The sequence below is a fragment of the Capnocytophaga sp. oral taxon 412 str. F0487 genome, assembly GCF_000271925.1.
Lineage (GTDB): Bacteria > Bacteroidota > Bacteroidia > Flavobacteriales > Flavobacteriaceae > Capnocytophaga > Capnocytophaga ochracea.
In genome coordinates this window covers 130,702-157,194 of sequence record NZ_AJZR01000006.1, presented here as the reverse complement: position 1 = coordinate 157,194, position 26,493 = coordinate 130,702, and the positions used below count along the sequence as shown (strand labels likewise).

Below are 26,493 nucleotides of genomic sequence, written 5' to 3'. Positions count from 1 at the left end.
AAAAAGTGTATTTATTAGTTTTTAAATGTAGGTTTGAACTTCGATTGATATACTTGAAACTCTTGTTGAGTAGTGATTTTTTTGTAATCATTGTTGTTAAACATCTTCAAGTAGAGTTCTAATTGAGTAGGCGACATATACCCGGTGATACCTGTTATCAAATCGTTATTTTCGTCTAAGAACACCATTGTTGGGTAAGCCTGTACTTGCATATAGCCAGTAAGTGGGTGTGTGGCGTTACGGCGTTCAGCCAATGCGGGGTCATAGCCTTTGTTCTCAAACTTTTGTCCTTTGTAGTTCGCTACTTCGTTACCTTCACCATTGAACTTTACAGCGTAGTAATTATCGTTCACATACTTTACTAAGTCTTTGTTCTTAAAAGTGTTGTTCGCTAACATTTTGCAAGGTCCACACCAATTAGTGTATACGTCAATAAATATTTTTTTAGGTTTTTTCTTCTGAGCAGCAATAGCTTGATCAAAAGTCATCCATTTAATTTCCTGAGCTTCAAGAGTAGCAGTAGCTACCAAAACAAAAGCTACAATAGCGATGAGTTTTCTTGTCATACTGATAAAAGTTTGTAATTTTTTCGTGTTTATAGATTTTCAAAAACCGTGCCAAATGTATGTTCATCAGTGGGGGTGAGGAATTGCATTGCGATAGGCAGGTAGTACAAGTCTTGCAAATGAGGTTGCAGGCGCACGTAGTCTTTCTCAGTGGTCAAGATTCGCTTGCCTTGCAATTGCTGTATTTCTCTCTCGGTAAAATGATGATGGTCGGCAAAAGCTAAATGCTGAAAATCTGCTCCTTGTTCTTTCAAGAATGTGAGTAGAGGACTCGGATTGGCAATGCCTGTTACCAAAGTAAAAGGTTCTTGAATGAAAGTCGTCAAAGATATGTTTTTCGTCCCTGAAAATACTTGCTTATCGTAGGCAATGGTTGCAAAGACGATAGGACAAAGGCAATGCTTCTGTAAACGCGTTATGAGCTGAGTACGTTCTTTTTCTGACAATGAGGGAGGACATTTAGTTACAACCACTATATCGGCTTGTTGCACTCGGCTTACTACATCGCGGAGTCGCCCCATTGGCAGTAGCCAATCGTCAGTAAACAGATGCCCGTAAGCGGTAAGCACTATGTTGATTTTTGCTTTTACGGGGCGATGTTGGAAAGCGTCGTCTAATATAATGAGTTCAGGAGGCATAGGCAAGGCGAGCATTCGTTCTACACCTTCCACTCGGTTGGCACAAACAGCTAAGATAATATCCTTAAATTTCCACCAAAATTGGAAAGGTTCATCACCTAAATCCAATACCGTAGAAGTCTCGGTAGCTAATATAAAGCCCCTTGTCTTGCGTTTATAACCACGACTGAGCACGCCCACTCTAAGCTGTTTATGCCATCGCCTGATGAGGTATTCCACCATTGGGCTCTTACCTGTCCCTCCTACTGCTACATTGCCCACGCAAATAGTAGGTACAGCAAAAGTATGTTCTTTAAAGATACCCACGTTGTAGCACCAATGGCGCAGACGAACTATTGCACCATACAAACACGCCAAAGGGGAAAGAAGTATTTTAAAAAGATATTTAACCCATTTTCTCATAGTGGATATTTTGCACAAATCTCTTGGATTACTTCATCGATATCACTGTACTGAAAATCAACAAACTTTTTAATTTTATCACCATTATAAGTGGTTACCAATCCTAGAGCATCGGCTGTTTGGAGAGTGAGGGTTCGCTTTTTGATACCCAAGAAACTCAAAAAACCGTCTAAACGTGCCAAACGACGTAATGTTTTATGCGAAATCTTTTTGGTTGGAGCTTTCACTCCCAAACCTTTTGCAATTTTCTCAAAAACCATTTGATAACTAAGATTAGCAGTATTCAGTACAAAGCGTTCTCCCGTAACCTCAGAGAACTGTAGCTGTATCATTGCACGCACTACATCGTCTACCGCGACAAAACCTGTACCCCCTGTGGGGTAATATCTCAGTCCATCAGCTACTTTTTTAAACAATAAGCCTGACCCCTGCTCGTAGAAGTTAGCTCCCAGCACTACCGATGGATTCACTATCACCACCGGCAATCCTTCTTGCGAGCCACGCCATACCTCCATTTCGCCACCGTTCTTACTGATAGCGTAATCAGTGTTATTGTCCTCACTATTCCAGTCGTTTTCCTCATCAATAGGCGTGTGAGGTAGTGCCGAAAGCGTAGCGATAGAACTTACATAGCAGAGCTTTTTTACCTTAAAGTCAATACACAAGTTTACGATATTAGCAGTTCCTTCCACATTCACTTTGATGAGCTGAGCAAAATCCTTGGGCTGAAAAGAGATGAAGCCCGCACAATGAAAAACAAAAGAAACATTCGCAAACGCTTGTTCCAGCGCAGGAATGTTACTTATATCGGCTTCTACCCACTCAATAGAGCGGAATTGTTCCGCTCCATTAGGAGATTCTTTTGTAAAAAGTTGTTCTATTTTTTCTAACGAATGGGTACTGCGATAGATAGCCCTTACTTTATGCGCCTTGTTTTGGGTAAGGTGAAAAAGTAAACGACTGCCAATCTGCCCTGTTCCGCCAGTTACTAAAATCATTATTTCTCGTCTAAAAGAATGTGTTCATCAATAAGTTTAAGAGCTATAGGCGAATCTTTTTCGTCGTAGAACTCGAAGAGGTCAAGAATAGAACATACCAATTCTTTACTCACTTGGTTGCTCAGTAGTTCAATAATTTCAGTGGGCAAACTGGTTTGCGTTCTGCCATACTTGTGTTTTATCATTCTTGAACCTTGTTTTTTTAGTTTCTTAGTCGGGGCAAAGATAATAATTATTTGCCAAATATGCCATTTGATGCATAAAAATAACTGAAAAGCATTTAATTAGGAGTAGGGTAGAAGTATTCTTTGTATACTATTACTTTTGCAGTATGAGTTTTGCTAAAGTTTCAAAACTTCGGCAAAGTTGAAATCTATTAATAACTCTCTTTTTATGTCTATCTTAGCTTTAACTTACCTTCTACTTAGGTTCGTTCATTGTTCGTCTTTTGTTCGTCTTTTGTTCGTCATTTGTTTATCTGCCCGTGCGGTTCGCACTTTGTTTGGTTGCCTGTCGTACTACGACCTCGCATCATCATCAATTTAGTATTATTGGCATTATTGGCATTTTTGATATTATTGCTTTTTCATTTTTTGCTTTTCACTACTTTACTTAAAATCCCTTTCCATCGGTATTGTCTTACCCATTTACCTTCTTCAGGAGTGAGTAAATAAGGTTGTTTTTCTTGTTTAGCTTTATAAAATCCTTTGCAATAATCTAAGAAGAGTTTACCATTGCGTTTTCTTATGGCTAATTTTATGGCAGCGAGTAAAGTGAGGAAGAAACCGTATCGCAGACGGTAGAAAACGCTTCCTTGCAGGTAACGGGCATTACTTTTATAGCCAGCACCTGTCGGGCGTAGGTGTTTTACGTGAAGAGTATCGTCAGTTTGTACTGTCCAACCGTGGTAGCGCGCCAATAGCTCATCGGCGGTGTCCCAGCCCATAGCTATTTTAAGTCCACCTATCGCTTCAAAACACGCCTTCCGATAAGATTTTACAGCACCTCTTAGGTGGTCTTTATTAGTGAGATTCTCAAGTATCCAAGAGCCATTTCTCTCAATATAACAAAAGCCTCCAAACATTCCCAACTGTGGATTTTCACTGTATTGCTGGCACATTGTTTCGAGATAGTTGTTAGGGAAGATGAGGTCGGCATCAAATTTGCAAATCACCTCCACGTCTTCTTTTAGGTAAGGAAGCCCATAGTTAAAAGTCTGCACTATTTTAGCCCCTGGTAGATGTTCACCCTTCTCACTGCGTTGCACCAATTGTATTACGGGATATTGGGTAGCAATTTGGTTCACTACCTCAGCAGTGGTATCGGTAGAACCGTCGTCTACTACTATAATTTGATAGGGAAGATAGGTTTGATTTAGCAGAGATTGCAAGGTAACACCAATGCTTTCAGCTTCGTTATAAGCAGGGATAATAATTCCGATATTCATTTACTTAGCGCTATCAGTTTCTATAAGTCCGTCTTTTAAGCGGACAATCCGTTTGGCATACCGAGCAATGTCTTCTTCGTGGGTTACCAAGATAACGGTATTCCCTTTTTGGTAGATTTCGTCAAAAAGGTTCATTATTTCATAAGAAGTTTTAGAGTCAAGGTTCCCAGTAGGCTCATCGGCTAAGATAATTGAAGGGTGGTTTACCAAAGCTCTCGCTATAGCTACTCTTTGGCGTTGCCCTCCTGATAGCTCATTAGGCTTGTGAAGCATACGGTTTTCTAATCCTACTAATTTCAGTACTTCTTTAGCGTGCTCGTGTCGTTTTTCTTTCTTAACGCCTGCGTATACCATAGGCAAAGCTACATTGTCTAAAGCCGTAGTACGTGGCATTAGGTTGAAGGTTTGAAATACGAAGCCTATCTCTTTATTGCGAATGTCGGCTAATTCCGAGTCGCTCATCTTGCTTACATCTTTACCGTTCAGAATATACTCGCCTGAGGTAGGCGTATCTAAGCACCCTAAGATGTTCATCAAAGTAGATTTACCAGAGCCCGATGGTCCCATAAGGGCAAGGTATTCTCCCTTTTCTATAGATAGGTTGATGCCTTTCAGTACGTGCAGTATTTCAGACCCTAATCTAAAATCTCGTTTGATATTTTTAATCTCTAATAAACTCATTTTTCTTACTGAATATTTTGGTTTAAGAAATGTAATAGCTTTCCAAAGGCTTTTCCACGGTGACTGATACGGTTCTTTTCTTCTTGGGTCAGCTCGGCAAAAGTTTGGTCAGAACCTTCAGGAATAAATATAGGGTCATACCCAAAACCGTTAGTGCCTACAGGGGTAGTGCCTATACGTCCCTTTGCGATACCTTCAAAAGTATATATAGAGCCATCTAAACATAAAGCAATAACCGTTTTAAACTGAGCCTCTCTGTGTGAGATTCCTTCCATATTCTTTAGTAGCAAATACATATTGTCTGCATCGCTTTTGTGCTCACCTGCATACCGTGCCGAATATACCCCAGGAGCATTGTTTAGTGCCTGTACTTCTAAGCCTGTATCATCAGCAAAAACGTTGCAATGATAATGCTCTTTAATGTATTGAGCTTTCAGCAAAGCGTTGCCCTCAATAGTAGTAGCAGTCTCGACTATATCGTCATCACACCCTATGTCGCTCAAACTTAGCAGTTCGATATTTTTAGGTAAAAGGGCTTGTATTTCCTTTAATTTATGCTGATTATGGGTAGCAAATACTAATTTCATACAGATATAAAACTCGAAAAGAGGTTACTTAGCAAGCATAACCTCTTCTCTAAATATGAAAACAATAAAATTATTCCTTTTCTTCTATCTTTTCTTCAGAGGCTTCAGCTAATTGTGTTTTTTGCAAATGCTTTAGCTCACGAAGTTTATTTTCCCACGTTTTAAGAGCTTCTTTTTGGTTGTTGATGTTCTTAATCACATCGCGTACTAATGGATTCTTCTCGTCGATATTACCAAAGAAAGCTAAGTTGTTTTCTAACTGTAGTATCTCCGATTTGAGTTCATCAATACGACGTCTTACAAAAATCACCTCATTGTTAAGGGAGTTCTCGTTATCATCGTTGATAAGTCGTTCTAACTTGTTGTTATACTTGATAAGCTCAATTTCTTGCTTATCAAAATTGAGTTTCTTGTACAGTGCATCGATAATCTTATGGAATTTGATGTCGATGGTTCTCTTAGAATGATGAGTGTTTCCTATAGCATTCCATTCATTCACAAAGTTTTGTAAGGTTGCTATCTCTTTATCTCTATCGGTACCTAATTGATATTCTTTCAGCTTATCCAAAAAGGCTTTCTTTTGTTCAAGCGCATCAGACTCTTTATTTTTAGAATGCTGAATAGTCTCAGCAAATCTACTGAAATACGTATCACAAGCTCTCTTGAATTCCTTCCAAATTTTTTCGGTATTTCTAAGAGGAACGCTTCCTATTTCTTTCCACTCTCTCTGAATGTTCTTCATCAGTTCAGTAGTGGTTTCCCAATCGGTGCTATTTTGGTTAGCTTTTGCTATTTCTAATAAGGCTAATTTCTTAGTGAGGTTCTCTTGTTGCTCTTTTTTGAGTGTTTTGTAAAATTGGTTCTTCTTCTTGTTAAAAGCACGTAAAGCTATATTGAAAGATTTCCATACCTCATCAGCTTGTTGTAAAGGTACTTTTCCTACATTTAGGAACGACTGACGTAAATCTTCTACTTGCTTAGAAAGCTGTTTCCAAGCACCGTGAGTATTAGGCTCTTTCTCACCAAGTTTCTTAATCCGCTCAATGATGCCTTGCTTCTTCACTGCATTTTCTTCGTATATCTTATCTAAGTTTTTGAGGTAATATTGGCGTTTGTCGTGTATTTTCTTAGTAAGTTCACTGAAACGTTGCCATATGCTTTCGCGGTGTTCTTTATCTACAGGACCTATTTCCTCTTTCCAAACACGGTGTAACACTTGTAGCTCACGAGAGGCAATGAGAGCATCTACGTCGTCTTGGGCAAGTGCTTCGGCACGCTCAATAATTTTTAGTTTTTCTTCTAAATTGCGCTTAAAGTCGATGTCACGCAAGTCTTTGCTGAGGTGGATAAAGTCATAGAAGTTCTCTACGTGGTGGTGATAAGTATTCCATAAATCCTCATAATCGGCATTAGAGACGGCTCCTGCTTTGCGCCAACGCTCTTGCAATTGTTGAAACTGCTTGAAGGTAGTACCTAAATGTTCTTCGGCATTGAGAAGGCTTTTGAGTTCTTCGATGATTTCTCGGCGTTTAGCAAGGTTTTCTTTATGGGTTTTCTCAATCTCTTTATAGTATTGATTGCGCTTTTCGCGATAATCGTTGAAAGCGGTGTAGAATTCTCTATAAACAGGAATTTCGTAAGAAAAATTATACAATTCTCCTCCATCGGCTATGAACTCTTCTTTTTTCTCTTCTACAAGAGCGTCGTATTTTTTGTCGAACTCATAACGAATAGCGTCCACTTGCTTTTTGATAGCTTGGGTTTTCTCAGTTTGGAGTAGTTCTTTTAGTTCTTTGGTTAATTCACTAAGAGACATTGCCTCATAGTTTACTAATGACGCATCTTCTAAACGGTTGTCCTCGCGGTTATCCTCTATGGCTAATGTGTTTTTTTCCTCTGACATATCTAAGATTTAAATGCAACTATTGTTTAAAAACGCTACTAAATTACAACAATATTTTGAATTACCTACTATTTTTCTGTAAATATTTTTCTGCTTAATGTGTAATAGTAATGTAAGTAGTTTATTATCAGTGTTTATTATGGGAGATTTCTTTAAGGCTTTCGATAAGAAAATCGACGTCTTTTGCTGTGTTAAAGATGGAAAAAGAGCATCTGAGTGAGGGATATTGTAGTGCTTCCTCAGGTAAAAAAGCCGATAGTACGTGAGAGGTTTGCACGCTTCCACTCTGGCAAGCACTCCCTTTGGAACAAGCAATGCCTTTTAAGTCTAACTGAAAAAGCAGGGTGCTATTTTGGTTTTTCAATGAGGGAAAACCTATGTTCACAATGGTGTAACTGCTTTCGTCTAAAGTATCCGACATTCCGTTAAATACCGCCTCTGGGAAATGATGTTTGAGTTGTTTAATAAAATAACGCTTTAGGTCTTTGAGCTTTTCAGTGTTTCTATCTAAATTAGTGTATGATAGACTAAAAGCGACTTCCATTCCTACTATATTATGAACAGCTTCGGTACCTGCACGTAAACCTTTTTCTTGTTCGCCCCCTGTGATACTGCTGTGTAGCGCAATGCCTTTTCTAATAAAAGCAAATCCTATTCCTTTAGGTCCGTGAAACTTATGAGCTGAAGCCGTGATAAAGTCGGCAGGGATTTCCTCCAAATCAATAGAGTAATGCCCTACAGACTGTACGGTATCTGAATGGAAATAAGCATTGTATTGTTTACAGAGTACAGTTACTTCTTTTAAAGGTAGAATGTTCCCTATTTCGTTGTTTATGTGCATTAGGCTCACCAATACCTTTTTTTCAGTATATTGCTGGAGCAAGTATTCTAAATGGGAGAGGTCTACGACCCCTTTGTTCGTAAGGTTTACGTAAACTATTTTTATAGGATATTCTTTGGCTAATACCTCTAAGGTATGCAATACAGCGTGATGCTCTATTGGGGAAGAAATGACAATTTGTACACCTAAATCGTGCACACAACTGCGCAAGATAAGATTATTAGCTTCAGTACCCCCTGAAGTGAAAATAATTTCAGAGGGTGAAGCATTCAGTTGTTTAGCTATTTGCTTGCGACTATATTCAATAAGCGACTTGGCTTTACGCCCAAAGGCGTGTGTAGAAGAGGGGTTGCCATAAGTATCCCTCAGTACTTCCGTCATCTTCTGTATTACCTCTGGATAGACGGGGGTAGTAGCCGCATTATCGAAATAGACTTTCATAGTTTTGAGAGGAAGAAATAGTTATGCTCTGTTAGAAGTTGTATTATTTCTGCTATTATTGTTCTTGCGATAGTTTTTGTTGCGGTTGTTATTGTTGTTTTTATTCACCGCTCCTTTTTTCTGTTTAGAGAGGAAAAGTCCTACTATAAGAGCTAAAATAGCTACAGTAAAAGCGCACCAATAAGCATCGTTGCACGCGAAAGTTGAGTTGAATAGTGGAGCGATTAATAAGCCCGCAAATACGTATTTAGAAACGTCTAACAAAAAATCTGAAATTCTTTTTTTCATTCTTTACTTTTAAAAATTTCGGCAAAGATACAACTTTTTATTGAAATGGGAATAATAATGGCAATACGAATACCATTACAATCCCCATAATGATTTGCAGAGGTAAGCCCACTTTCACGTAATCCATAAAAGTGTAACGCCCAGCCGACATTACTAATGCATTGGGCGGAGTGGAGAAAGGAGAAGCAAAACACATACTCGCACCTACGGCTACTGCAAACATAAAAGCGTGGGGTTGTAAGCCTAACGATAAGGCGGTTTTAATAGCAATGGGTGCCAAGAGTACAGCTGTAGCGGTATTGCTGATGAACATCGTCATAAGCGAAGTGGTAAAATACACGCCTGCCAAGAGTATATATGGACTCTTATCGCCTAAACTCCCTACTAATGCATTCGATACTAAGGCTGATACTCCTGTTTTTTCCAAGGCTAATGCCATAGGAAGCATACCTGCAATGAGTACAATACTCTCCCAGTTAATCGTCTTATAAGCAGCTTCAATATTGCGCAAAGCTCCTGAAATAACCATCAATAAAGAGGCAATAAGCACAGCAGTAACGGGGGCTATAGGGATAAAATCGAACATCATTGCGACTACCATCCCTACCATTATTAGCGCAGCGATAGGAGCTTTGTGGGTGAGGGTTACCTTAGAAGCCTCGGCAAGAGGTTGCCCTAATACTACCAACTGACTGCGTTCAGCGTCCATTTTAGCAATGTGCTCCCAAGTTCCTTGCACTAATAGTATGTCACCAGCGTGCATCTTTTCGTCTTTTAAGTTTTGCAAAATATAGTTATCCTTGCGCTGAATACCTAAGATATTGAGCCCAAAGTGTTCGCGCAGTTTGCTATCACTGATGCGGGTGTTTACCAATTTCGAAGCAGGCATTATCAGTACTTCGGCTATGCCTATATCGTGGAAGTGCAACTCGTTAGGCAAGCGTTGTTCGGGGTGGTGTGTGTCGAGAAAGTTTAAGTGATTTTCGGCGTTCATTTGTTCAATCGACTCAAAGCTACCGCGCAAATAAAGAATATCTCCTTCATAAATTACGGTATCAGCATTTACTACCTCTTGGTTGCCTGTTTTGAAAAAAGGATTGTTAGAAGTAGGTTTGCGCCTGATTTCTAATACCGAAATGTGATAACGTTGCGAAAGGTTGATTTCTTTGAGCGTTTTACCTATAAATAAAGTGTTTTCTTCTACTAATACGCGGTATAAGTTGTTAGAGAGTTGATATTCACGTACCAAATCGGTAAGTGATTTGCCATTTCGGTTCCCTTCTTGCTTAGAATCACCTTTTTTAGAGAGAAAAAACTTACTGGTGGGAATTAAAACTAACAGTCCTATTGCCAAACACACCAATCCCACTGGAGTAAAGGAAAAGAAAGTGAGTTTATCGTAACCGTTTTTCACTAACTCTCCATCGATTACCAAGTTAGGAGGCGTACCGATGAGCGTCATCATACCGCCCATACTACTGGCAAAAGCCATAGGCATCAGCAGGCGACTACTGTTGATGTTACCACTCATTGCCATACTCACCACTATGGGCATCATCAAGGCTACCGTACCTGTATTGCTTACAAAAGCCCCAATAAAAGCCGTAACGAGCATTACCAAGATAAGGAGTTTTACCTCGCTATCGCCTGCCAAGCGTAAGATTTTACTGCTCATCATCTTTGCTAATCCCGTTTGGAAGATAGCGCCTCCTACCACAAAGAGCCCTATCATCATCACTACTACCTTGTCCGAAAAGCCCGATAAAGCTTGCTCAGGGGTTAATATGCCAAAGAGCACCAAGAGCACTAAGGCACACATAGCTACCAAATCGGAGCGCACCTTCCCGCTCATAAAAAACAAAGCCGATATAAAAAGAATGATAAGAGTGGTATACATAACAAATTAGTTAATTAGCAAATGAACAGATTAGCTTATTAATTTGATAAATCAACACTATAGTTACTTGTGTCGAATGTTACCGAAACGTGTTCTTGCAGTGAAGTAGATAACGATATGCCTTTAAAATCGGCTTTTACAGGATAGTCCTTGTGATTGCGATTAACTAATACAGCGGTAGTAAGTCGCTTTAAGGGGACTTCCAAGAAGTGTTTTACCCCATAGATGAGCGTACGTCCTGAATTGAGCACATCGTCTACCACTATCACTGCTTTATTGGTGTATTGTTCCGCAGGAATAGAAGTAGCAGTGCCTGCCAATGGGTTCTTCTTATCCATTATAATTTGGCATAAAACTACTTTCAGAGGGGCTATACTTGCAAGTGCTATTGCAAGTTTCTCAGCAAACACATAGCCATTGCCATTGATGCCTGCCAGCACAATCTCCTCTTCATTGAGGTGTGTTTCGTAAATCTGATAAGCAATCCGTCTTATCTTGTGTTCAATATCAGTGTGGTTTAATATCTGTGTCATTGTATACTTTTTTATATAATGTGCCAAAGATACAAATTGTATTGCTAAAAAGCAAGAAAAAATAGGTTATCTATCAAATAACTTATTTAATAGCTTGTATTTTATCGGCAAATTTGTTCCAACCATCAGCCTTTTTATAAGTCTCTACGCTATTAGCAGGCACATAAATAGCATTAAGCTCAGTATCGATAAAAGTACCATACCAATCTTTAATGTTTATGGAGGGAGGTGTACCTCCTTTTAAAGTAACCGACTTTAATGCTGAGCATCCAGCTAAAGCACCATCTCCTATACTTTTTACAGTATTAGGAATAGTAATAGAAGTTAAACCTGCTCCTAAAAAAGTATCATTCTCAATGCTAGTAATACTATTATTATCAGGGAAGGTGAACGATTTCAATGCAGAACACGAACTAAAAGCACTTTTTCCTATATTTGTTACAGTATTAGGAATGGCAATAGAAGGTAAGGACTTACAAGAACTGAAGGCACCACTACCTATGCTTGTTACGGTATTAGGGATAGTAACCGAAGTCAAAGCTTCACAATTCATAAAAGTAGAATCTTCAATTTTTGTTATTCCCTTAGGAATTACTATAGAGGTTATAGCCTTACAGTTTGCAAAAGCACCCTCTCCTATGCTTCTTACAGAAGTAGGAATAACTAACGAAGTAAGCTTTTGACAATCAAAAAAAGCCCATTTCTCTATACTTGTTACAGTAGTAGGGATAGTAAACGATTTTAAGGCAGGGCACGAAAAAGCGCGCTCTCCTATGGTTATTAAACCTTTGTCAGGAATAGTAATTTTGGCTAAATTCGTACATTGGGAAAAAGCCGCATATCCTACGCTTGTAACACTGCCCGGGATAGTAACCGAAGTTAAGCCTTCACAAAACGCAAAAGAACCCTCTTCTATGCTTGTTATCCCCTCAGGAATAACAATCGAAGTTAATTTTGAACAGCTCTTAAAAGCACATTTCCCCATTTTCTTTAAGCCTTTGGGCAAAGTCACTGAGGTTATTTCTCGGTGTTCTGCAAAAGCATAATCTGAGATAGCAGTTACTTTGCTCAGCATCTCGTCTGCTGCCATATCAATGATAGTTTCTTCATCAGTAAGCCATTTCACTAATGTCGAGCCATCTTCAGTAATTTCAAAATTCTCGTAAATCTTAGTTTTTAGCTCCTTAGGAGCATCATCGCCCCCTTTCCCACAATTGCTAACAGTCAGTGCTACTAGCACTGCTACTGCTATAAGAATAACTTTTCTCATCGTTTTTTAATCATTAAAAGTACTTTCCTAATGTTATATAAACGCGACAAAAGTACAAACTATATTGCTAAAAAACAAGAAAAAACAGGTTTTCTATTAGATCACCAATCCTTTCATCAAGTGCAAATTGTTAAATTACCTTTTGATAGAATAAATCTTATGGTTTTTCAAAGTCTAATACTTTCTGTCGTCCTACGACCTCTACCAAAGTCTAAAATACAAGCACTTCTCCTTCCAGAACCCTTTCATTTTTCTCCACTTCTTCTCACTAATCTACCTATTTGCCAATTCGTATTGTCTGTCGTGTACGACTGCCCGTGTGGCTCGCACCTACCTGTGTGGCTCATACTGTCTTACCTTTGTTTTTGCATCGCTACACTCCCTTTTCACAGTACACACTTTGCCAAAGTTTCAGACTTTGGCAAAGCTGAAAACTCCCAATACTCTCTTTCTTACCTCCATTATATCCTTAATTTAAATTTGTCATTTGTTCGTTCATAGTTCGTCTTTTCTTCGTTGTTCCTTCGTCTTTTCTTCGTTGTAGAGCCACTGTAGAGCCACTCCTTGTTCGTTTATCTTATAAGCTTCCTATAGTTAGATTTACAGCCCCTCCTACTAACATCACAATAACATCATCTATTACAAACCATTCTCCCGTAGGGTCAGTATAGAGTAGTGGGTTGTTCAAGTAATAGCCATACCTATTAAAGTTTTGGGTGTTAAAAGGGTCTTGTACAAAGTTATCAGGTTGTAAGAAACGATGTAAAACAGGGTCGTACAACCGTCCGTTCATATGGATAAGTCCTACCGTTTGTAGGTGTTCGTGTCCTGTAAAACCTCTATCTAATAGGGTGAGTTTGTTTAAGGTGTTACCTGCGCCGTCTGCTATTTTTATGGGTTGTCCCCAAGGGTCAAAGAGTCTTTCAGCTATTATACCTTTTTCAGCTCTATAGTTTTACTCTCTATTAATTGCTTTGTAGAGTCATCTATATATTTCAATATATCTTCATATATAGGTTCTACCCCAATTTTTCTACTTTTTTTAGGAGGATTATAATATATAAGATAATACCAATCGTCAGGATAATTGAAATTTCCATATAAAAATCCTACTTCGTCTAACTTATATCTTTTATCTTTATCTAAAGCTACTACTTCAGATAATTTTTCCACTGCCCAGAAAAGATAGTAATTTTCACCTCCTATTTGACGTCTTTCATAAAGATCATCATCAATTTTTTCCCAAATCAAGTCAGGGTATACCTTTCTTGTTAAGTTTAAAAGATTTTCATCTGAGAGCTCAGATAACATATACATCTCAGTAAACATTTCCTTACTACATAGTATATACCCATATTCACAATAAGATAGTACTTCGTTAGGAGTAAGCCAATGTTTTTTTAATCCTACATATACAGCTCTCCAGTCGTTTAGCATAAAACCTTTGTCAAATATTTTCATCTGATATATCAATATTTTAATAAGAATTATAATTCTCGTAACAATACATCAAAGATTCTATCATATAATTCCCTGCAAATCCATATTGTTTTAGCCAATCTAAAATATTCTTATTTTTAAATAATATTGCTTTGGAAAGTATATAAACTCTCTCTTTTTCATTTTTTGCAAGAGCATATCCCCATTCATATAAGATATTTTTAGGTTCTATCTCAAAAGCTCTTTCTTGAAATTCAAAAGCTAATGTATTATCTTTTAATCCAAAAAACCATTCTGAGATATATAATATTTTTCCTATAAAAAATAAATATTCAGCATCATTCTGAAACCTATTATTGGATTCTAAAAACCATTTTTGCAAAAAATAAGACATCTTATTTTGTTCTTCAAACGGATATTCTTCTTCTACCAAAATATTGTGCAATATATAAATGGCTCTAATATTTATCTTTACATTTTTCTTATATTGTTCTAGTTTTTTGTCTATATATACAATTTTAGATAGCCAATCAATCTCTTTATGAAATCCAAACTCTTTTTCTATTTTAGTAAATTCATTTTCTAAAAACATATTCATATCTCAATTTAATTTAGTACTGTTTTTAATGATATTTAAGTTTTTCTTTCATTATTTGGTATCCTCACTTGATGTGTATTATATACGTAAAAGATATAATCGTACTTTTCGTATCTTTCAAAAATAGTTGCTATGTTCATAATTTTTTAAATATTCTCACATTCTAAAACTTTTACATAATCATTTACTTTTTTCTTAGTTATATCTCCATTTATTTCAGGATTAGCTAACTCAAAAATAAATTCTTGTATCAGCGAAGGAATTTCTATATCATCTCTACATTCTACCAGATTAGCCCACTCTTCTAATTCATCAGTTGATATATCCCCTTTGATGTATTTTGTTAAAACAAAAATCATAGACTGTGTATCTATTTTGACAATAGGAGACACACTATCCCAAGAATATTTAGAAAGTTCTTTTTTTATATCTTGAGTCTTGCCTTTTAAAAGAATTAAGTCTAAAAGTAACTGCTTCCTGTCTGTCATCATAATTTTGATTTTACGTGAATAATATCTCCTTGTGGTGAAAGCGTACATCTCTCAGCTACCACATTCTTTTCAGTTCAAATAAAACCATAGCAAATTCTCTTTAAATTAAATAAGAAGGAATCTCTTCCCATTTGTAACCATAGATATCATTGGCTAAAATTTCATTTATTTTATCTAATGAATAGGCACATTCATCACCATTATTAAAGAATAAACATTTACTATCATTTGTTTGCAACATAATGTAATAGATTACTTGCTCTTCTGTATAAAGAGTTTCTCCTATGCCAAGCTCAATATTTGTAATTTTATCTCCTATTAATTTTGATAAAGAGGAATTACTACCTATTCTTTGTATAGTATATGCTTCATATTTAATATTGTTCTTATCTTTCCAATAATTCCCTATTGAAAAAAGCAATGTTTCTCCCACATCAGAAGCCAAGATACTAATAGATTTTTCATTGTCCAAGTGTTTGATGTTTAAATGTAATTCTAAAAGTATTCCTTCTAATGTTACTTCTACTATATTACATATTTATAGTCTTTTATTTGTTCTATCGTTGCCATATCCTTTTCCTGTTTTCAAAACACTTATTTATGATTTCAAAATCTAAAGGTACTACTTTCAGCTCTTTATCAATGAGTAACAAATCTTTTTCCTTACAAAATAAAATAATCTGTTCAGGATAAAACTATAATCTTTTCTATGAAGTATATTCAATAATACCATATATATATCTTCCTAGTAACCCTTTTGAATATAACTCCTTTTGTATTGTTTTTTTCCCTAAGAGATGTTTAGCATATTCCTTTTTCTTGTTTTTTTTATCAAGATAGAAAAAGTAAACCCATTGGTATAACTCATTTTTAGGTTCTATTTCTGATGCTTTTGTCATCATTTCTACGGACTGTTCAAAAGTCAAATTGAAATACCATTCTCCCATAGAGATAATGAACCCTGTATAAAATAAGAATTCTGCATTATCTGAATATTTTTTCGAAGATTCTAAAAATATCTTCTTTAAATAATCAGTATATAAAAGATATTCTTTTTCATTATAAGGTTCTTCTTTCAAAAAATAGGTAATAACAAATAGAACTCGTAAATAGTTAATAATATTTTTATTTTGATTATCAGCAATATATTCAATAGCCTTAGGTATATCTAAGGATTCTTCTATTTTATTTAATTCAAGCATAATTATTTATTATTTAGGTATATACACTGTATTAATAATAGGAACTCCTTGATTAATGTATCCACGAACATAAATTTGAATTCCATCTATAGTTGTAGAAACTTGAAAAACTCCCGAAGTATTAGGTTGTATTTTTCCGCTAACATTCCTAAGGATAGATTCTATAACATTTTGATTACCTCCCATTTTAGTAGATAAATCATTCAACCAAGGTTTGGGGTGAAGTTTATTTGCAAAAATATGAAGCTCTTTTTGTGACATTGTCAGTCTCACCCCTTTATCTATAGAACTCTCTGAAAATTGTGAAATTAATTTTATTCCTCCATCAGGTGTTTCAATAGGAATTAGTTTAGGCTGTTGAACATCTAAAGCAACCGAATTTGTTGTTGGAGCATTTAATTCTAAATTTCCTGTTATATTATTCTCAGCATCTAAATGAATATTTATAGGAGCTCCTTCTAAGGTTTGAATAGGTTGTTGTATTTCTCGTCCTGTCCAAATATTATGTCCTTTAGGGGTGGTAAGAGCTCCTGTAGCTCCTCCTATTACAGCTCCTCCTACAAAACCAGATAAAGCTCCCCAACCTGCACTACTCCAAAACTTACCATTTCCTCCGGGTAGTTGAGACATAAAGCCTCCGCTTATAAAACCTCCCACAAGTCCACTTGTGGCTCCTACTACAGCACCTCCTATAACTCCTCCCGTAATTCCATAGGCTGCTAATCCTGCCGCAGCTAACCCTCCTGCATAAGCCGCTACGCCCCCCGAGACGCCTCCTACTACAGCTCCTCCTACCATTCCTATCCAAGTATCAACATTGTTAAAGTCCCATTTAAAAGGGTTATAGGTACCATTGGCTTGAGAACCTCCTATATAAGCACCTATTATAGCCCCTACTATAAGAGCTGTTATAATAAACTCCCCATTCTCATCCACATACACCAGCGGGTTATTCAAGCAGTACCCATATCTATTAAAATTCTGAGTATTAAACGGGTCTTGTACGTAGTTATCGGGTTGTAAGAAACGGTGTAAGGATGGGGCGTACAACCGTCCGTTTATATGTACCAAGCCTACGGTTTGCAGGTGCTCGTGTGCTGTAAAGCCTCGGTCTAACAGAGTGAGTTTGTCTAAGGTGTTACCTGCGCCGTCTTCCACTTTTATGGGTTGTTCCCAAGGGTCAAAGTGTCGTCTTTCAGCTATTATACCTTTTTCAGCTCTATAGTCTTACTTTCTATTAATTGCTTTGTAGAACTATCTATATATTCTATTAAGTCATCATACAAAACATCTATTCCCATCTTTTCTCCCTTTTTAGGTGGCATATAATATATGAAATTATGCCATTCGATAGGCCAGTCAAACTCTGAATGTATCATATCTACTTCATATAATTTAGATGTTTTATCTTTACCTAAAGCTACTATTTCTAATAATTTTTCCACAGCCCAAAATAAATAGTAATTCTTACTTACTTCTATTTGTCTTTCATAAAGATCATCATCAATTTTTTCCCAAATCGGGTCAGGATATATCTTTCTTGTTAAGTTTAAAAGATTTTCATCTGAGAGTTCAGACGACATATACATTCCACTAAACATTTCCTCACTACATAGTATATAGCCATATTCACAATAAGATAATACTTCTTTGGGAGTAAGCCAATGTTTTTTTAATCCTACATATACAGTTCTCCAGTCGTTTAGCATAAAACCTTTGTCAAATAAAATCATAATAAATTCTTTATTAATTATTTTTATTTCCACCAAGTTGGGGGAGCACTAACTCCCTTTCCACTTTGATTATACATTCCATTAATAACACCTCCAGGTATAAAACGTTGATGAGTAACAACACCATCTCTAATTATTATTTCATAAACACCATCTACACCATATTTTTTTCCTAACATTTGTATTAATATTTGTTTACTACCATCTCCTCCTACAGAATTAAATATTTTTCCGTGATCTGCAACTATTTCAATAGTTTCTCTATTCCAATTATGATTCACATCAAGCCCTGTAACTTTTTTTATGTATTCGGCTCTATATTTTATTGGTCCTCCATTATCAGAAATAGCTTGCTTTATTTGAAGTTTGGCATCTTGTAAACTTAAACCATCTAAATCATTAGCTTCAAGGTTAATTTTAATAGGAGCTCCTTCTAAGGTTTGAACAGGTTGTTGTATTTCTCGCCCTGTCCAAATATTATGTCCTTTAGGGGTGGTAAGAGCTCCTGTAGCTCCTCCTAATACGGCTCCACCTATAAAACCGGATAAAGCCCCCCAACCTGCACTTTCCCAAAACTTGCCATTTCCTCCAGGTAGTTGAGACATAAAGCCTCCACTCATAAAGCCTCCTACTAATCCGCTTGTGGCTCCTACTACTGCTCCTCCTATAACTCCTCCCGTAATTCCATAGGTGGCTAATCCTGCTGCAACTAACCCTCCTGCATAAGCTGCTACACCTCCAGAAAGGCATCCTATTATACCTCCTCCTACTATTCCTCCCCAAGTATCAACATTGTTAAAGTCCCATTTAAAAGGATTATAGGTACCATTGGCTTGAGAACCTCCTACATAAGCACCTATTATAGCCCCTACTATAAGAGCCGTTATAATAAACTCCCCATTCTCATCCACATACACCAGTGGGTTATTCAAACAATAGCCATATCTATTAAAATTTTGAGTATTAAACGGGTCTTGTACATAGTTGTCGGGTTGTAAGAAACGGTGTAGTGCTGGGTCGTACAAACGAGCATTCATATGTATCAAGCCTACGGTTTGCAGGTGCTCGTGTCCCGTAAAGCCTCTATCTAATAAAGTTAAACCTTGTAACACTTTTCCCGCTCCATCTTCTACTTTTAAGGGTTGTCCCCAAGGGTCAAAGTGTCTGCGCTCGGCTATATTACCATTCTCATCGGTGAGCATTACTATAGAGCCTAAATAATCTCTATGTAAGTAATAGAGCTTTTGTGTCTCACCGTCCGAAATAAGTATAGCGGGAGCACTATAGGCGTTATCGCCTAAGTAAAACACAAACTTGGTGCTGTTATCGGTTTTGTTACATACGATTTCTGTACTACCGTCGTGGCTGTAGTGTTTAAGCATTGGGCGTTTGGCGTTCTCTACTTCAGCATTGCCGTAATAGCAGTGCGAACGTTCGCCAAAGGCGTTGTACTTAATTTTACTTTTTTTCTATAAACCAATAAGGTACTATCTTATCAAAACAACAATTTACAAATTCTTCCCATATGTACATTTTAACTCCTTCCTCTGTAGTAGCAACTACATATAAATTATTGTCCTTAATACAAATATAATGACTTAATATTCCCATAGAAAACATAAAATCAAACTTCTTATCAAAAAGAAATTTAGCTAACTCATTTTTTGGAAGAAATGATTTATATGCTCTTGAGTTTGAAACAAATCTTGCATCTCCTGTTGCAATCAATTCACCTTTACTATCAGTAATATAAGCATAGGTTTGTAAATATTTTTTATTTTTCTTAAAAAGTCCTTGAGGTTTAATATCATAATAATTTGGTTTCAAAAATTGCAAAAAAGAACCATTTAAATAATCCTCTTTATCTGCTTTGTAATTAGGTATGCCAAATAAAGTATTATTAGAAAGAAATATGTGAAACTGTTTAATTTCTTCTGTTTCATTTACTATCTTAGCTTTTCTCACAAGATACTCTATTCTATCCTCTAACTCTTTAAACTCATTTTTGATATGTAACCTATCAATCATATTGATAGTATCTTGAGAGTACAAAAAGCACCAAGAAGAATTCAATACTATAATAATAAATAGCGTCCTCATTATCATTATCTTGATATATAAAAAATATTATAGGAATTTGTAATTTGAGTAGCATCTATTTTATGAATACTACCACCATTAGCTGGGTTCATAACATAATAGAATGTTTTTTGTATAACACTCCCGTTAAGTTTAGTAATTGTTTTTTGAACAATACTTTGCATAATCACACTATGCCCTACATTTTCTCCTATATTCATATTAATAGCAACTCTACCGCCTCCTTGCATTATAGATAGAACTCTTGATAAAGAATTTGCTTTATTATATTCATATAAATAAGAATGTCCAGAAGCATTTGTATAAGCATCCCAAAGTCCCACATCCTCTAAAGGAACTGTATTAGGGTTACTTCCAAAATTAACTAAATCTCTTATTTGTTCTTGAGTCATATTTCCTCCGAAAGACTTGTCCACGGCTTCTGCACTGGCTGGTAAACAATTATTATCACCTACTTGTCCAACTTTAGGAATATTTTGTTGAGCTAATATGTTTTTTTGTACAGTAGCACCATCCCAAAAACGTCTTCCGTCAATAACGGCATCTATACCTCCTGAGAGACCTCCTATAACGCCTCCCATTCCCATTCCTATCAATCCATTAGTTATACCACTACCAAAGGCTTGCCCGATATTTTTGCCTCCTACCAATCCATTACCAAAACCTCCTACAAATCCAGCACCTAAGCCAGAAGCTGCCCCTATAGCAGCACCATTTATAAAACTCGAAGAAACCGCCACTGAGGTACTCATAAACCCTCCTGCAAACGTACCTCCAGCCAATGAAGCACTCACTCCAGAACCTATACCAGCCCCCACAGCCCCTGCCACAGCTCCTACTGCAAAATAGCCAAGTCCTTTAGCATCAAGACGTGCACCATTTGAGATCCAATTTATCACTCCTCCTACAATAGCTCCTATTATTAAATGCCAAAACTCCCCATTCTCATCTACATACACCAGCGGGTTGTTCAAACAATAGCCATACCTATTAAAGTTTTGGGTGTTAAAAGGGTCTTGTACAAAGTTGTCGGGTTGTAAGAAGCGGTGTAGCGCAGGGTCGTACAACCGTCCGTTCATATGTATAAGCCCTACCGTTTGCAGGTGTTCGTGTCCTGTAAAGCCTCGGTCTAATAGGGTGAGTTTGTCTAAGGTATTGCCTGCGCCGTCTTCCACTTTTATGGGTTGTCCCCAAGGGTCAAAGTGTCTTCTTTCAGCGATATTGCCGTCCTCATCGGTGAGCATTACTATAGAGCCTAAGTAATCTCTATGTAAGTAATAGAGCTTTTGTGTCTCACCGTCCGAAATGAGTATCGCAGGGGCACTATAAGCATTACCTCCTAAGTAAAACACAAACTTGGTGCTGTTATCCGTTTTGTTACATACAATTTCTACACTACCGTCGTGGCTGTAGTGTTTTAGCAGTGGGCGTTTAGCTTTTTCCACTTCAGCATTACCATAATAGCAATGTGAACGCTCGCCAAAGGCGTTATATTCATAGCTTATTCGCTCTTTATCCTTTACATATATCTGCTCAGGAGCTTTGAAAGCGTTGTATCTTATAACGGGCAAAGGGTATTTTTCTAAATATGTCTCGCCTGCTTCATTGGTAGTGAGCTTTTGTTGTTGGTAGCTATTGCGTGTGTATTCATAGGTACCTATGGCACTGTTTTCGGTAATGCGACCCCGTTCGTCGTATTGGTGGGTGGCATTGCCCCAGCGGGTGAGGCGGTCTGTGGTATCATACGCAAATTCTTCTTTTTGGTTATAAAAACTATAAGTGCGATGATTCAGCAGTCCTCTTTGCGTATTAAAATCGTATTGCAATACGTTCAGCGGAGTATCTTCCCGTTGTACAGTTTGTGCTTTAGGGAAATGACTGTTGTACTGCAAATGCTCTTGAGTCTTCCCTTTGTGAAGGCTCAACGGTTGTCCGTATTCGTTGCTTGCGCTCAGTTTCCAAAGGGTCGCTCCGCTGGCTGTTTTCATTTCTATGAGTTCCCCATTCTCGTAGCGGTATTGCACGGCACTGCTCACACGTTTGCCTGCCGTTTGGGCGGTGGTGGTTTCTTGTTGCACACGTCCAAAGGCATCATAAGTATAGTTTTTAGTAAATACCGCTTGAGGGTTGGTCTCGGTAGTTTGAACCAATTGTTTGAGTCCGTTATACTCATAGCGGTAACTGTCGTTATTGCCGTCTTTATTTTGGTTGTCTATTTGGGTGAGCAGTTTGTCGGCGTTATAGGTGTAGCGTATGCGCATATCGGTATAGTCACCCGTGATATGTTTTTCACTCAGGCGGTCGGTACCTTGTGCATAACTAAAGGTCGTTTTACCCTTAGGGGTCGTTTCTTCGGTAAGGTTGCCCCACGTGTCGTATTGATAGGTGTAGCGCCCTGCTGAGGGGTCGGTAAGGCTCGTTTTGCGTCCCCAGCCATCTTGGGTGATTTTTTGTATGGCACCTCCATAGTCGGCTGTTTTTAAGCTACCATTGGCAAAGTAGGTATAGCGCACGGTACCCCCATTATCTTGGTGTTCTACAATGTTACCTTGGGCATCGCGAGTGCTTATCACCTGTTGCTGTCCGTCATCAGCGGTAGTTTTGAGTTTGTCGTAGATAAAGCGGGTTATTTTACCTTCGGGATTAGTGATAGTGGTAGGTCGCCCATACACATCGTATTCTGTCCTCTTCGCCTTTTGAGAAGCACCTCCTGTGGGGTGAGGTGTGCTTACAGCTACTTGTTGCCCTATACCGTCGTACTCGTAGCTAACCGCATAGTGGTTGTTAAAAGCATCGTTACTCTCTTTTTCTAACAACCAACCCAAAGTGTTATAACTCTCTGCACTGTAAACACCTTCTTCGTTTTCGGTAATGTTCTTAAAAATACCTCCGTCAAAGCTATAGCGCATCGTGGTTTTCTTGCCTAAGAAATTCGTGGTTTGAATAGGTCTGCCCCAAAGGTCATAGGCATAAAGAGTACTTTGTCCCAGTGGAGTCGTTTCGCTTTCCAGCAGGCCTCTATTGTTATAGCTAAACTTGGTTACCTGTCCTTCGTGGTCGGTATGAGTCGTTACAAAACGGTGGCTTGGGTCATAGGTATAGCGTTCGGTGCGTTGTTGTCCGTCTTCAGCAGTGGCGGTTTGTTCAGTTACGTTGCCGTACTCGTCATAACCATAAGAAGTAGTGCGCCAACCCGTACCATTACCTTTGGTTTTATGGGTAGTGAGCAAGCCTTTCTCATAAGCAAAAGTTTCAGCGGTGCTAAAACTATCGCCTGCCAAGGTGGTGGTCGTCTCTTTCTGTTGAGGTAAGCCTGAAAAATACGGACTCTCGCTCTTTGGTAAATAGCTCACGCGCGTACTTTGGCTATAGCCGTCCGTTTGGGTGCGTTGTTCCGTGAGGTTACCGTCCGCATCATAACTAAAATTATTGGTAGTCGTCAGTCCCGAAAGTCTATCTTCGGTAGTCTGCTGGGTAAGTTGTAGCTTGAAGACCTTGTTAGGACTGAGGGCATCAGTATATTGGTAGGAGGTTTTTTGGAAATAATCTGTAGGTGTATACGATGATGTAGAAACAATATAATTTAATGAAAAATCCTCCATTAAGGCTCCTCTCAGGTGAGGATTCATTACTTTTTGTGTATAGGTCTGATTATTATATTTATAAGGTTCATTCCAGTTTGTACTTCCTATTTTTGTAAACCCTAAGAACCCTAAGCCTTCCGTATTTGTAATAGCTTTATAATAACCAAAATAGCGCATAGTTTTAGGAATCGTGATTCCTTCACGTTCTAACTTAGAAACTAATCGCACTGATTGCATATTCACAATAGCTACGTATGGATATGTTTCACTATAAATTTCTGTTCTATAGATAGGATCATTTTCGATATCAATATCAGAAACCATAGGTTTGTAAGAAATTTTCTCTTGTAAATCTTCTCTATGAACTTCTCTAAGCAAAACATCCTCTCTATTGTTTTCTTGTAAATGAGCAGTTTCTATCAAGTCTCCTGAAAAGAAAGAAATATCCATTACTCTATTGCGCTCATCTGGAGCTGAGAAAATAATGTGAGGAGGAAGTCCATTTATAAGCTCTTTATAGGATCCTGCTGTAAAGAAATATTCTCCACCTTCTGTTTGATTGTTGAATACTAAAATATTACGGATATGGTCAGATTTAGCTTGTGGAAAATTAGTTTTTGTAGATTCGTACTGTATGATATCTGTTTTGCCATCATTATTAATATCTATAGGGATTAAAGAATAATTCCTGTAGTAATAAATATATTGAAAAATAAGATCTCCTGTATAATGATCTACTCCATCTTCTACCTGCTCTTCCTCTTTAACTGTGCTGGCATAAAATGTAAAATTAAAACTTCTTAATTTGTAATCAAATCCTTTTCCTGTATTAGTTAGTACAGCAAAGGTATTACTTTTATCAGCTGTTGGTAATAAAAAATCTATTCTTCCGTCTCCATTGAAGTCTCCTGCTATAGGGTGAAAAATACCTAATTTGATATAGTTGCTATTGTACTTGTATAATAAATTTAAATTCTGATTGTTATCCATCTCATATACAAAAAGAGAACCATTGGTAATATGAATAATATCGGTTTTACCATCTCCATTTGTATCCATTGTCCAAAACAAATCATCTGAAGAAATATTTTGTTGCATATAACCTATTTGTTTTGAATAGTCTGTCCTTTTTCGTCCATCCAAATCAATCCAATATACATCTCTTCGATAATCGGTGGAATAATTACATTTCCCACAAATCGGTATAGACATTCTATCTCTATCAAAAGAAGAAGGGTCTAATTTACAAACTTCTATCCTTATAGGATATTCTATAGCAATAATATCAGTAAGTCCATCTCCATTAAAGTCTCCTGATAAAAATTTTAAATCATTATATGAAACACTTTTTTCTTCAGGGTAAACATCGTCAATATTTCCTCGATTTTCTATCCATTTTTGTATTAAAAGATCACAGAATTCTCTTCCTTGTTCTCTATAAGTAGGGAGTTTCCACTCTTTTGTGTCATAGCGATACAAAGTAGAAACATAAGTTTTTGCATAAGTATTGAAAATAACTTTGTCTCCTTCTTGGTGAGTAGTTACGAATCCCTGTCCATTAAATAACTTCCCTGTACTTGAAACAAATTTAGAAGCAAAAACATCTTTGAAAGTATATCCTAAAGAAAGTCCTCCTACAAGTTGATAAGGACTTTCTCTAAAAACATCAAAAAGATATACTTTTTTATAAGCATCCTCTCCTATAGTTGGGTACATTACAAAATCTGTATGATTATCTCCATCAAGATCTAAGGGTACCACAGCCGAATTTCGATTATCAACACCTTCTAAGGATACTTTAGATTTAAAATTTCTATTTTTAAATCCTTTTGCAGAATCCCAATATTTAAATTCTATTGGTGTGTGACTTTCTCCTCCTATTTTCTCTTGCACAGAATTCAATCGGTTATAGCCTAAACTATTAACGTTGTATTTCAGTTCATAATCTCTATAAGAGGCATTATTGTCAGTTACAGTAATAGCTGATAATATCTTATCGTTTATACACGCTACACCTCCTACATACGCACTTTCTGTACGATTGCGAGCTATATATTTAAAACTAACCGTATGAAGCGCATTGTCCTTTCCTCCATATTCAATGCGACTTATAACCATATGGTTATTTTCTATGGTGTAATAATACTCAATGCTTACTCCTTGTGCATTCTCCCAATGAGAAAGTGCATATTCCAATACACTTTGCGATCTATTTCCCTTGTGATTTCTTCCATAATACGCCTTAGAGCCATCAGGGTAAAGTACCTCAAAGTAATCAGGACCAAAAGCTGCGTTCTTGCTCTTGCCCACTGCCTTAATACGTACTTGTGAGAAAGTTTCAGTCTCGTACACCGCTCCACTCTCGCCGTGTTTACCTTCTTTCAGCATCAACCGCTGTCCGTCCAACGCAAACTGGTCTGTTTCCGTAAGGTTTACTTCGGTAATTTTACCATTGTGATACATCGTGCTTCCTACTCTGCTTATCACCGAAAGCCCCGCTAAGTGCCAACCGTAACCTGCAATGCCGTTACCACTCTGGCTGTTGTAGGTCAGTGCCAAGGTAGGAGCAACGCCCTTAATCCCTTGAGGCATCGCAATAGGCACGGTATACACTGCAGCTCCTGTGCCTGATACACTCAGTTCACCCGTAGTCAAGCCCACAGTATTACCCCCGCCATCTCGTGCTGCTATATTCCCCGAAGGAAGTGCCGTTTCAGTAGGAGGGTCAACAGGCTCTGCGTAAAATGAAGTGCGTTCAATAGCCTGCAAAGGATAACTCTCTTGAGCTACACTGCCAAGAGTATAACAAACAGATAGTAATAATAACAACCTCTTCATATGCTTAATCGTTTA

The 26,493-nt window shown here is 37.4% G+C and carries 24 protein-coding genes; all 24 read right to left on the bottom strand.

Going from position 1 to position 26,493, the window contains the following annotated elements:
• Positions 1-14: 14 nt before the first annotated feature.
• The 24 genes from HMPREF1321_RS01305 to HMPREF1321_RS01190 all read right to left on the bottom strand — a co-directional run bounded on the left by HMPREF1321_RS01305 (position 15) and on the right by HMPREF1321_RS01190 (position 26,478).
• Positions 15-566 carry a thioredoxin family protein gene (locus HMPREF1321_RS01305; protein WP_002673044.1) on the bottom strand — a complete coding sequence of 184 codons (552 nt, stop codon included), beginning with the start codon at positions 564-566 and terminating at the stop codon, positions 15-17.
• A 29-nt stretch (positions 567-595) separates the two neighbouring features.
• Complete coding sequence (gene lpxK, locus HMPREF1321_RS01300; RefSeq protein ID WP_009421011.1) at positions 596-1,606, bottom strand: tetraacyldisaccharide 4'-kinase; 1,011 nt, start codon at positions 1,604-1,606, stop codon at positions 596-598.
• Positions 1,603-2,604, bottom strand: coding sequence for an NAD-dependent epimerase/dehydratase family protein (locus tag HMPREF1321_RS01295; protein ID WP_009420961.1), 1,002 nt, complete (start codon positions 2,602-2,604; stop codon positions 1,603-1,605). The genes lpxK and HMPREF1321_RS01295 overlap by 4 nt, the downstream gene beginning before the upstream one ends.
• Positions 2,604-2,789, bottom strand: a complete 186-nt coding sequence (locus HMPREF1321_RS01290) for a hypothetical protein (protein WP_009421039.1) — start codon at positions 2,787-2,789, stop codon at positions 2,604-2,606. Before HMPREF1321_RS01290 ends, HMPREF1321_RS01295 begins: the two co-directional genes overlap by 1 nt.
• Before the next feature lie 401 nt (positions 2,790-3,190).
• Positions 3,191-4,051: a glycosyltransferase gene (locus HMPREF1321_RS01285; RefSeq protein ID WP_009420945.1), complete on the bottom strand. Its 861-nt coding sequence runs from the start codon at positions 4,049-4,051 to the stop codon at positions 3,191-3,193.
• Complete coding sequence (locus HMPREF1321_RS01280; RefSeq protein WP_009421017.1) at positions 4,052-4,732, bottom strand: ABC transporter ATP-binding protein; 681 nt, start codon at positions 4,730-4,732, stop codon at positions 4,052-4,054.
• A 5-nt stretch (positions 4,733-4,737) separates the two neighbouring features.
• A complete protein-coding gene (locus tag HMPREF1321_RS01275) occupies positions 4,738-5,319 on the bottom strand; it encodes a non-canonical purine NTP diphosphatase (protein WP_009420969.1) in 582 nt (193 codons plus the stop codon).
• Positions 5,320-5,389: 70 nt separating this feature from the next.
• Entirely contained in the window at positions 5,390-7,222 is a 1,833-nt protein-coding gene (locus tag HMPREF1321_RS01270; protein WP_009421026.1) for a DUF349 domain-containing protein, read from the bottom strand.
• 127 nt (positions 7,223-7,349) lie between these two features.
• A complete protein-coding gene (locus tag HMPREF1321_RS01265; RefSeq protein WP_009420975.1) occupies positions 7,350-8,504 on the bottom strand; it encodes a cysteine desulfurase family protein in 1,155 nt (384 codons plus the stop codon).
• Positions 8,505-8,525: 21 nt separating this feature from the next.
• The gene (locus HMPREF1321_RS01260; RefSeq protein WP_009417984.1) at positions 8,526-8,792 is read right to left on the bottom strand and encodes a DUF6722 family protein; all 267 of its coding nucleotides are present in this window, start codon (positions 8,790-8,792) and stop codon (positions 8,526-8,528) included.
• A 37-nt stretch (positions 8,793-8,829) separates the two neighbouring features.
• Positions 8,830-10,689, bottom strand: coding sequence for an SLC13 family permease (locus HMPREF1321_RS01255; protein WP_009420973.1), 1,860 nt, complete (start codon positions 10,687-10,689; stop codon positions 8,830-8,832).
• A gap of 38 nt (positions 10,690-10,727) precedes the next feature.
• The gene (locus tag HMPREF1321_RS01250) at positions 10,728-11,222 is read right to left on the bottom strand and encodes a phosphoribosyltransferase family protein (protein WP_009421009.1); all 495 of its coding nucleotides are present in this window, start codon (positions 11,220-11,222) and stop codon (positions 10,728-10,730) included.
• An 82-nt stretch (positions 11,223-11,304) separates the two neighbouring features.
• Positions 11,305-12,492 (bottom strand): leucine-rich repeat domain-containing protein, encoded by a 1,188-nt coding sequence (locus HMPREF1321_RS01245; RefSeq protein ID WP_009420941.1) that lies wholly within the window; start codon positions 12,490-12,492, stop codon positions 11,305-11,307.
• Between the two features lie 577 nt (positions 12,493-13,069).
• Positions 13,070-13,423 carry an RHS repeat-associated core domain-containing protein gene (locus HMPREF1321_RS11330; RefSeq protein WP_255346873.1) on the bottom strand — a complete coding sequence of 118 codons (354 nt, stop codon included), beginning with the start codon at positions 13,421-13,423 and terminating at the stop codon, positions 13,070-13,072.
• The gene (locus HMPREF1321_RS01235; protein WP_009420913.1) at positions 13,423-13,953 is read right to left on the bottom strand and encodes a DUF2247 family protein; all 531 of its coding nucleotides are present in this window, start codon (positions 13,951-13,953) and stop codon (positions 13,423-13,425) included. Before HMPREF1321_RS01235 ends, HMPREF1321_RS11330 begins: the two co-directional genes overlap by 1 nt.
• A 16-nt stretch (positions 13,954-13,969) precedes the next feature.
• Complete coding sequence (locus HMPREF1321_RS01230) at positions 13,970-14,524, bottom strand: hypothetical protein (protein WP_232205405.1); 555 nt, start codon at positions 14,522-14,524, stop codon at positions 13,970-13,972.
• 152 nt (positions 14,525-14,676) lie between these two features.
• Positions 14,677-15,021: a hypothetical protein gene (locus tag HMPREF1321_RS01225; protein ID WP_009420921.1), complete on the bottom strand. Its 345-nt coding sequence runs from the start codon at positions 15,019-15,021 to the stop codon at positions 14,677-14,679.
• A gap of 100 nt (positions 15,022-15,121) precedes the next feature.
• The gene (locus tag HMPREF1321_RS01220) at positions 15,122-15,493 is read right to left on the bottom strand and encodes a hypothetical protein (protein WP_009421035.1); all 372 of its coding nucleotides are present in this window, start codon (positions 15,491-15,493) and stop codon (positions 15,122-15,124) included.
• 235 nt (positions 15,494-15,728) lie between these two features.
• Positions 15,729-16,223: a hypothetical protein gene (locus HMPREF1321_RS01215; RefSeq protein WP_009421000.1), complete on the bottom strand. Its 495-nt coding sequence runs from the start codon at positions 16,221-16,223 to the stop codon at positions 15,729-15,731.
• Positions 16,224-16,232: 9 nt separating this feature from the next.
• A complete protein-coding gene (locus HMPREF1321_RS11200) occupies positions 16,233-17,381 on the bottom strand; it encodes an RHS repeat-associated core domain-containing protein (RefSeq protein ID WP_009420960.1) in 1,149 nt (382 codons plus the stop codon).
• A gap of 44 nt (positions 17,382-17,425) precedes the next feature.
• The gene (locus HMPREF1321_RS01205) at positions 17,426-17,956 is read right to left on the bottom strand and encodes a DUF2247 family protein (RefSeq protein WP_009421032.1); all 531 of its coding nucleotides are present in this window, start codon (positions 17,954-17,956) and stop codon (positions 17,426-17,428) included.
• 23 nt (positions 17,957-17,979) lie between these two features.
• Entirely contained in the window at positions 17,980-19,338 is a 1,359-nt protein-coding gene (locus HMPREF1321_RS01200) for an RHS repeat-associated core domain-containing protein (protein ID WP_009420972.1), read from the bottom strand.
• 76 nt (positions 19,339-19,414) lie between these two features.
• Complete coding sequence (locus tag HMPREF1321_RS01195) at positions 19,415-19,984, bottom strand: hypothetical protein (RefSeq protein WP_009420936.1); 570 nt, start codon at positions 19,982-19,984, stop codon at positions 19,415-19,417.
• 77 nt (positions 19,985-20,061) lie between these two features.
• Positions 20,062-26,478: an RHS repeat-associated core domain-containing protein gene (locus tag HMPREF1321_RS01190; RefSeq protein WP_009420999.1), complete on the bottom strand. Its 6,417-nt coding sequence runs from the start codon at positions 26,476-26,478 to the stop codon at positions 20,062-20,064.
• Positions 26,479-26,493 lie beyond the last annotated feature (15 nt).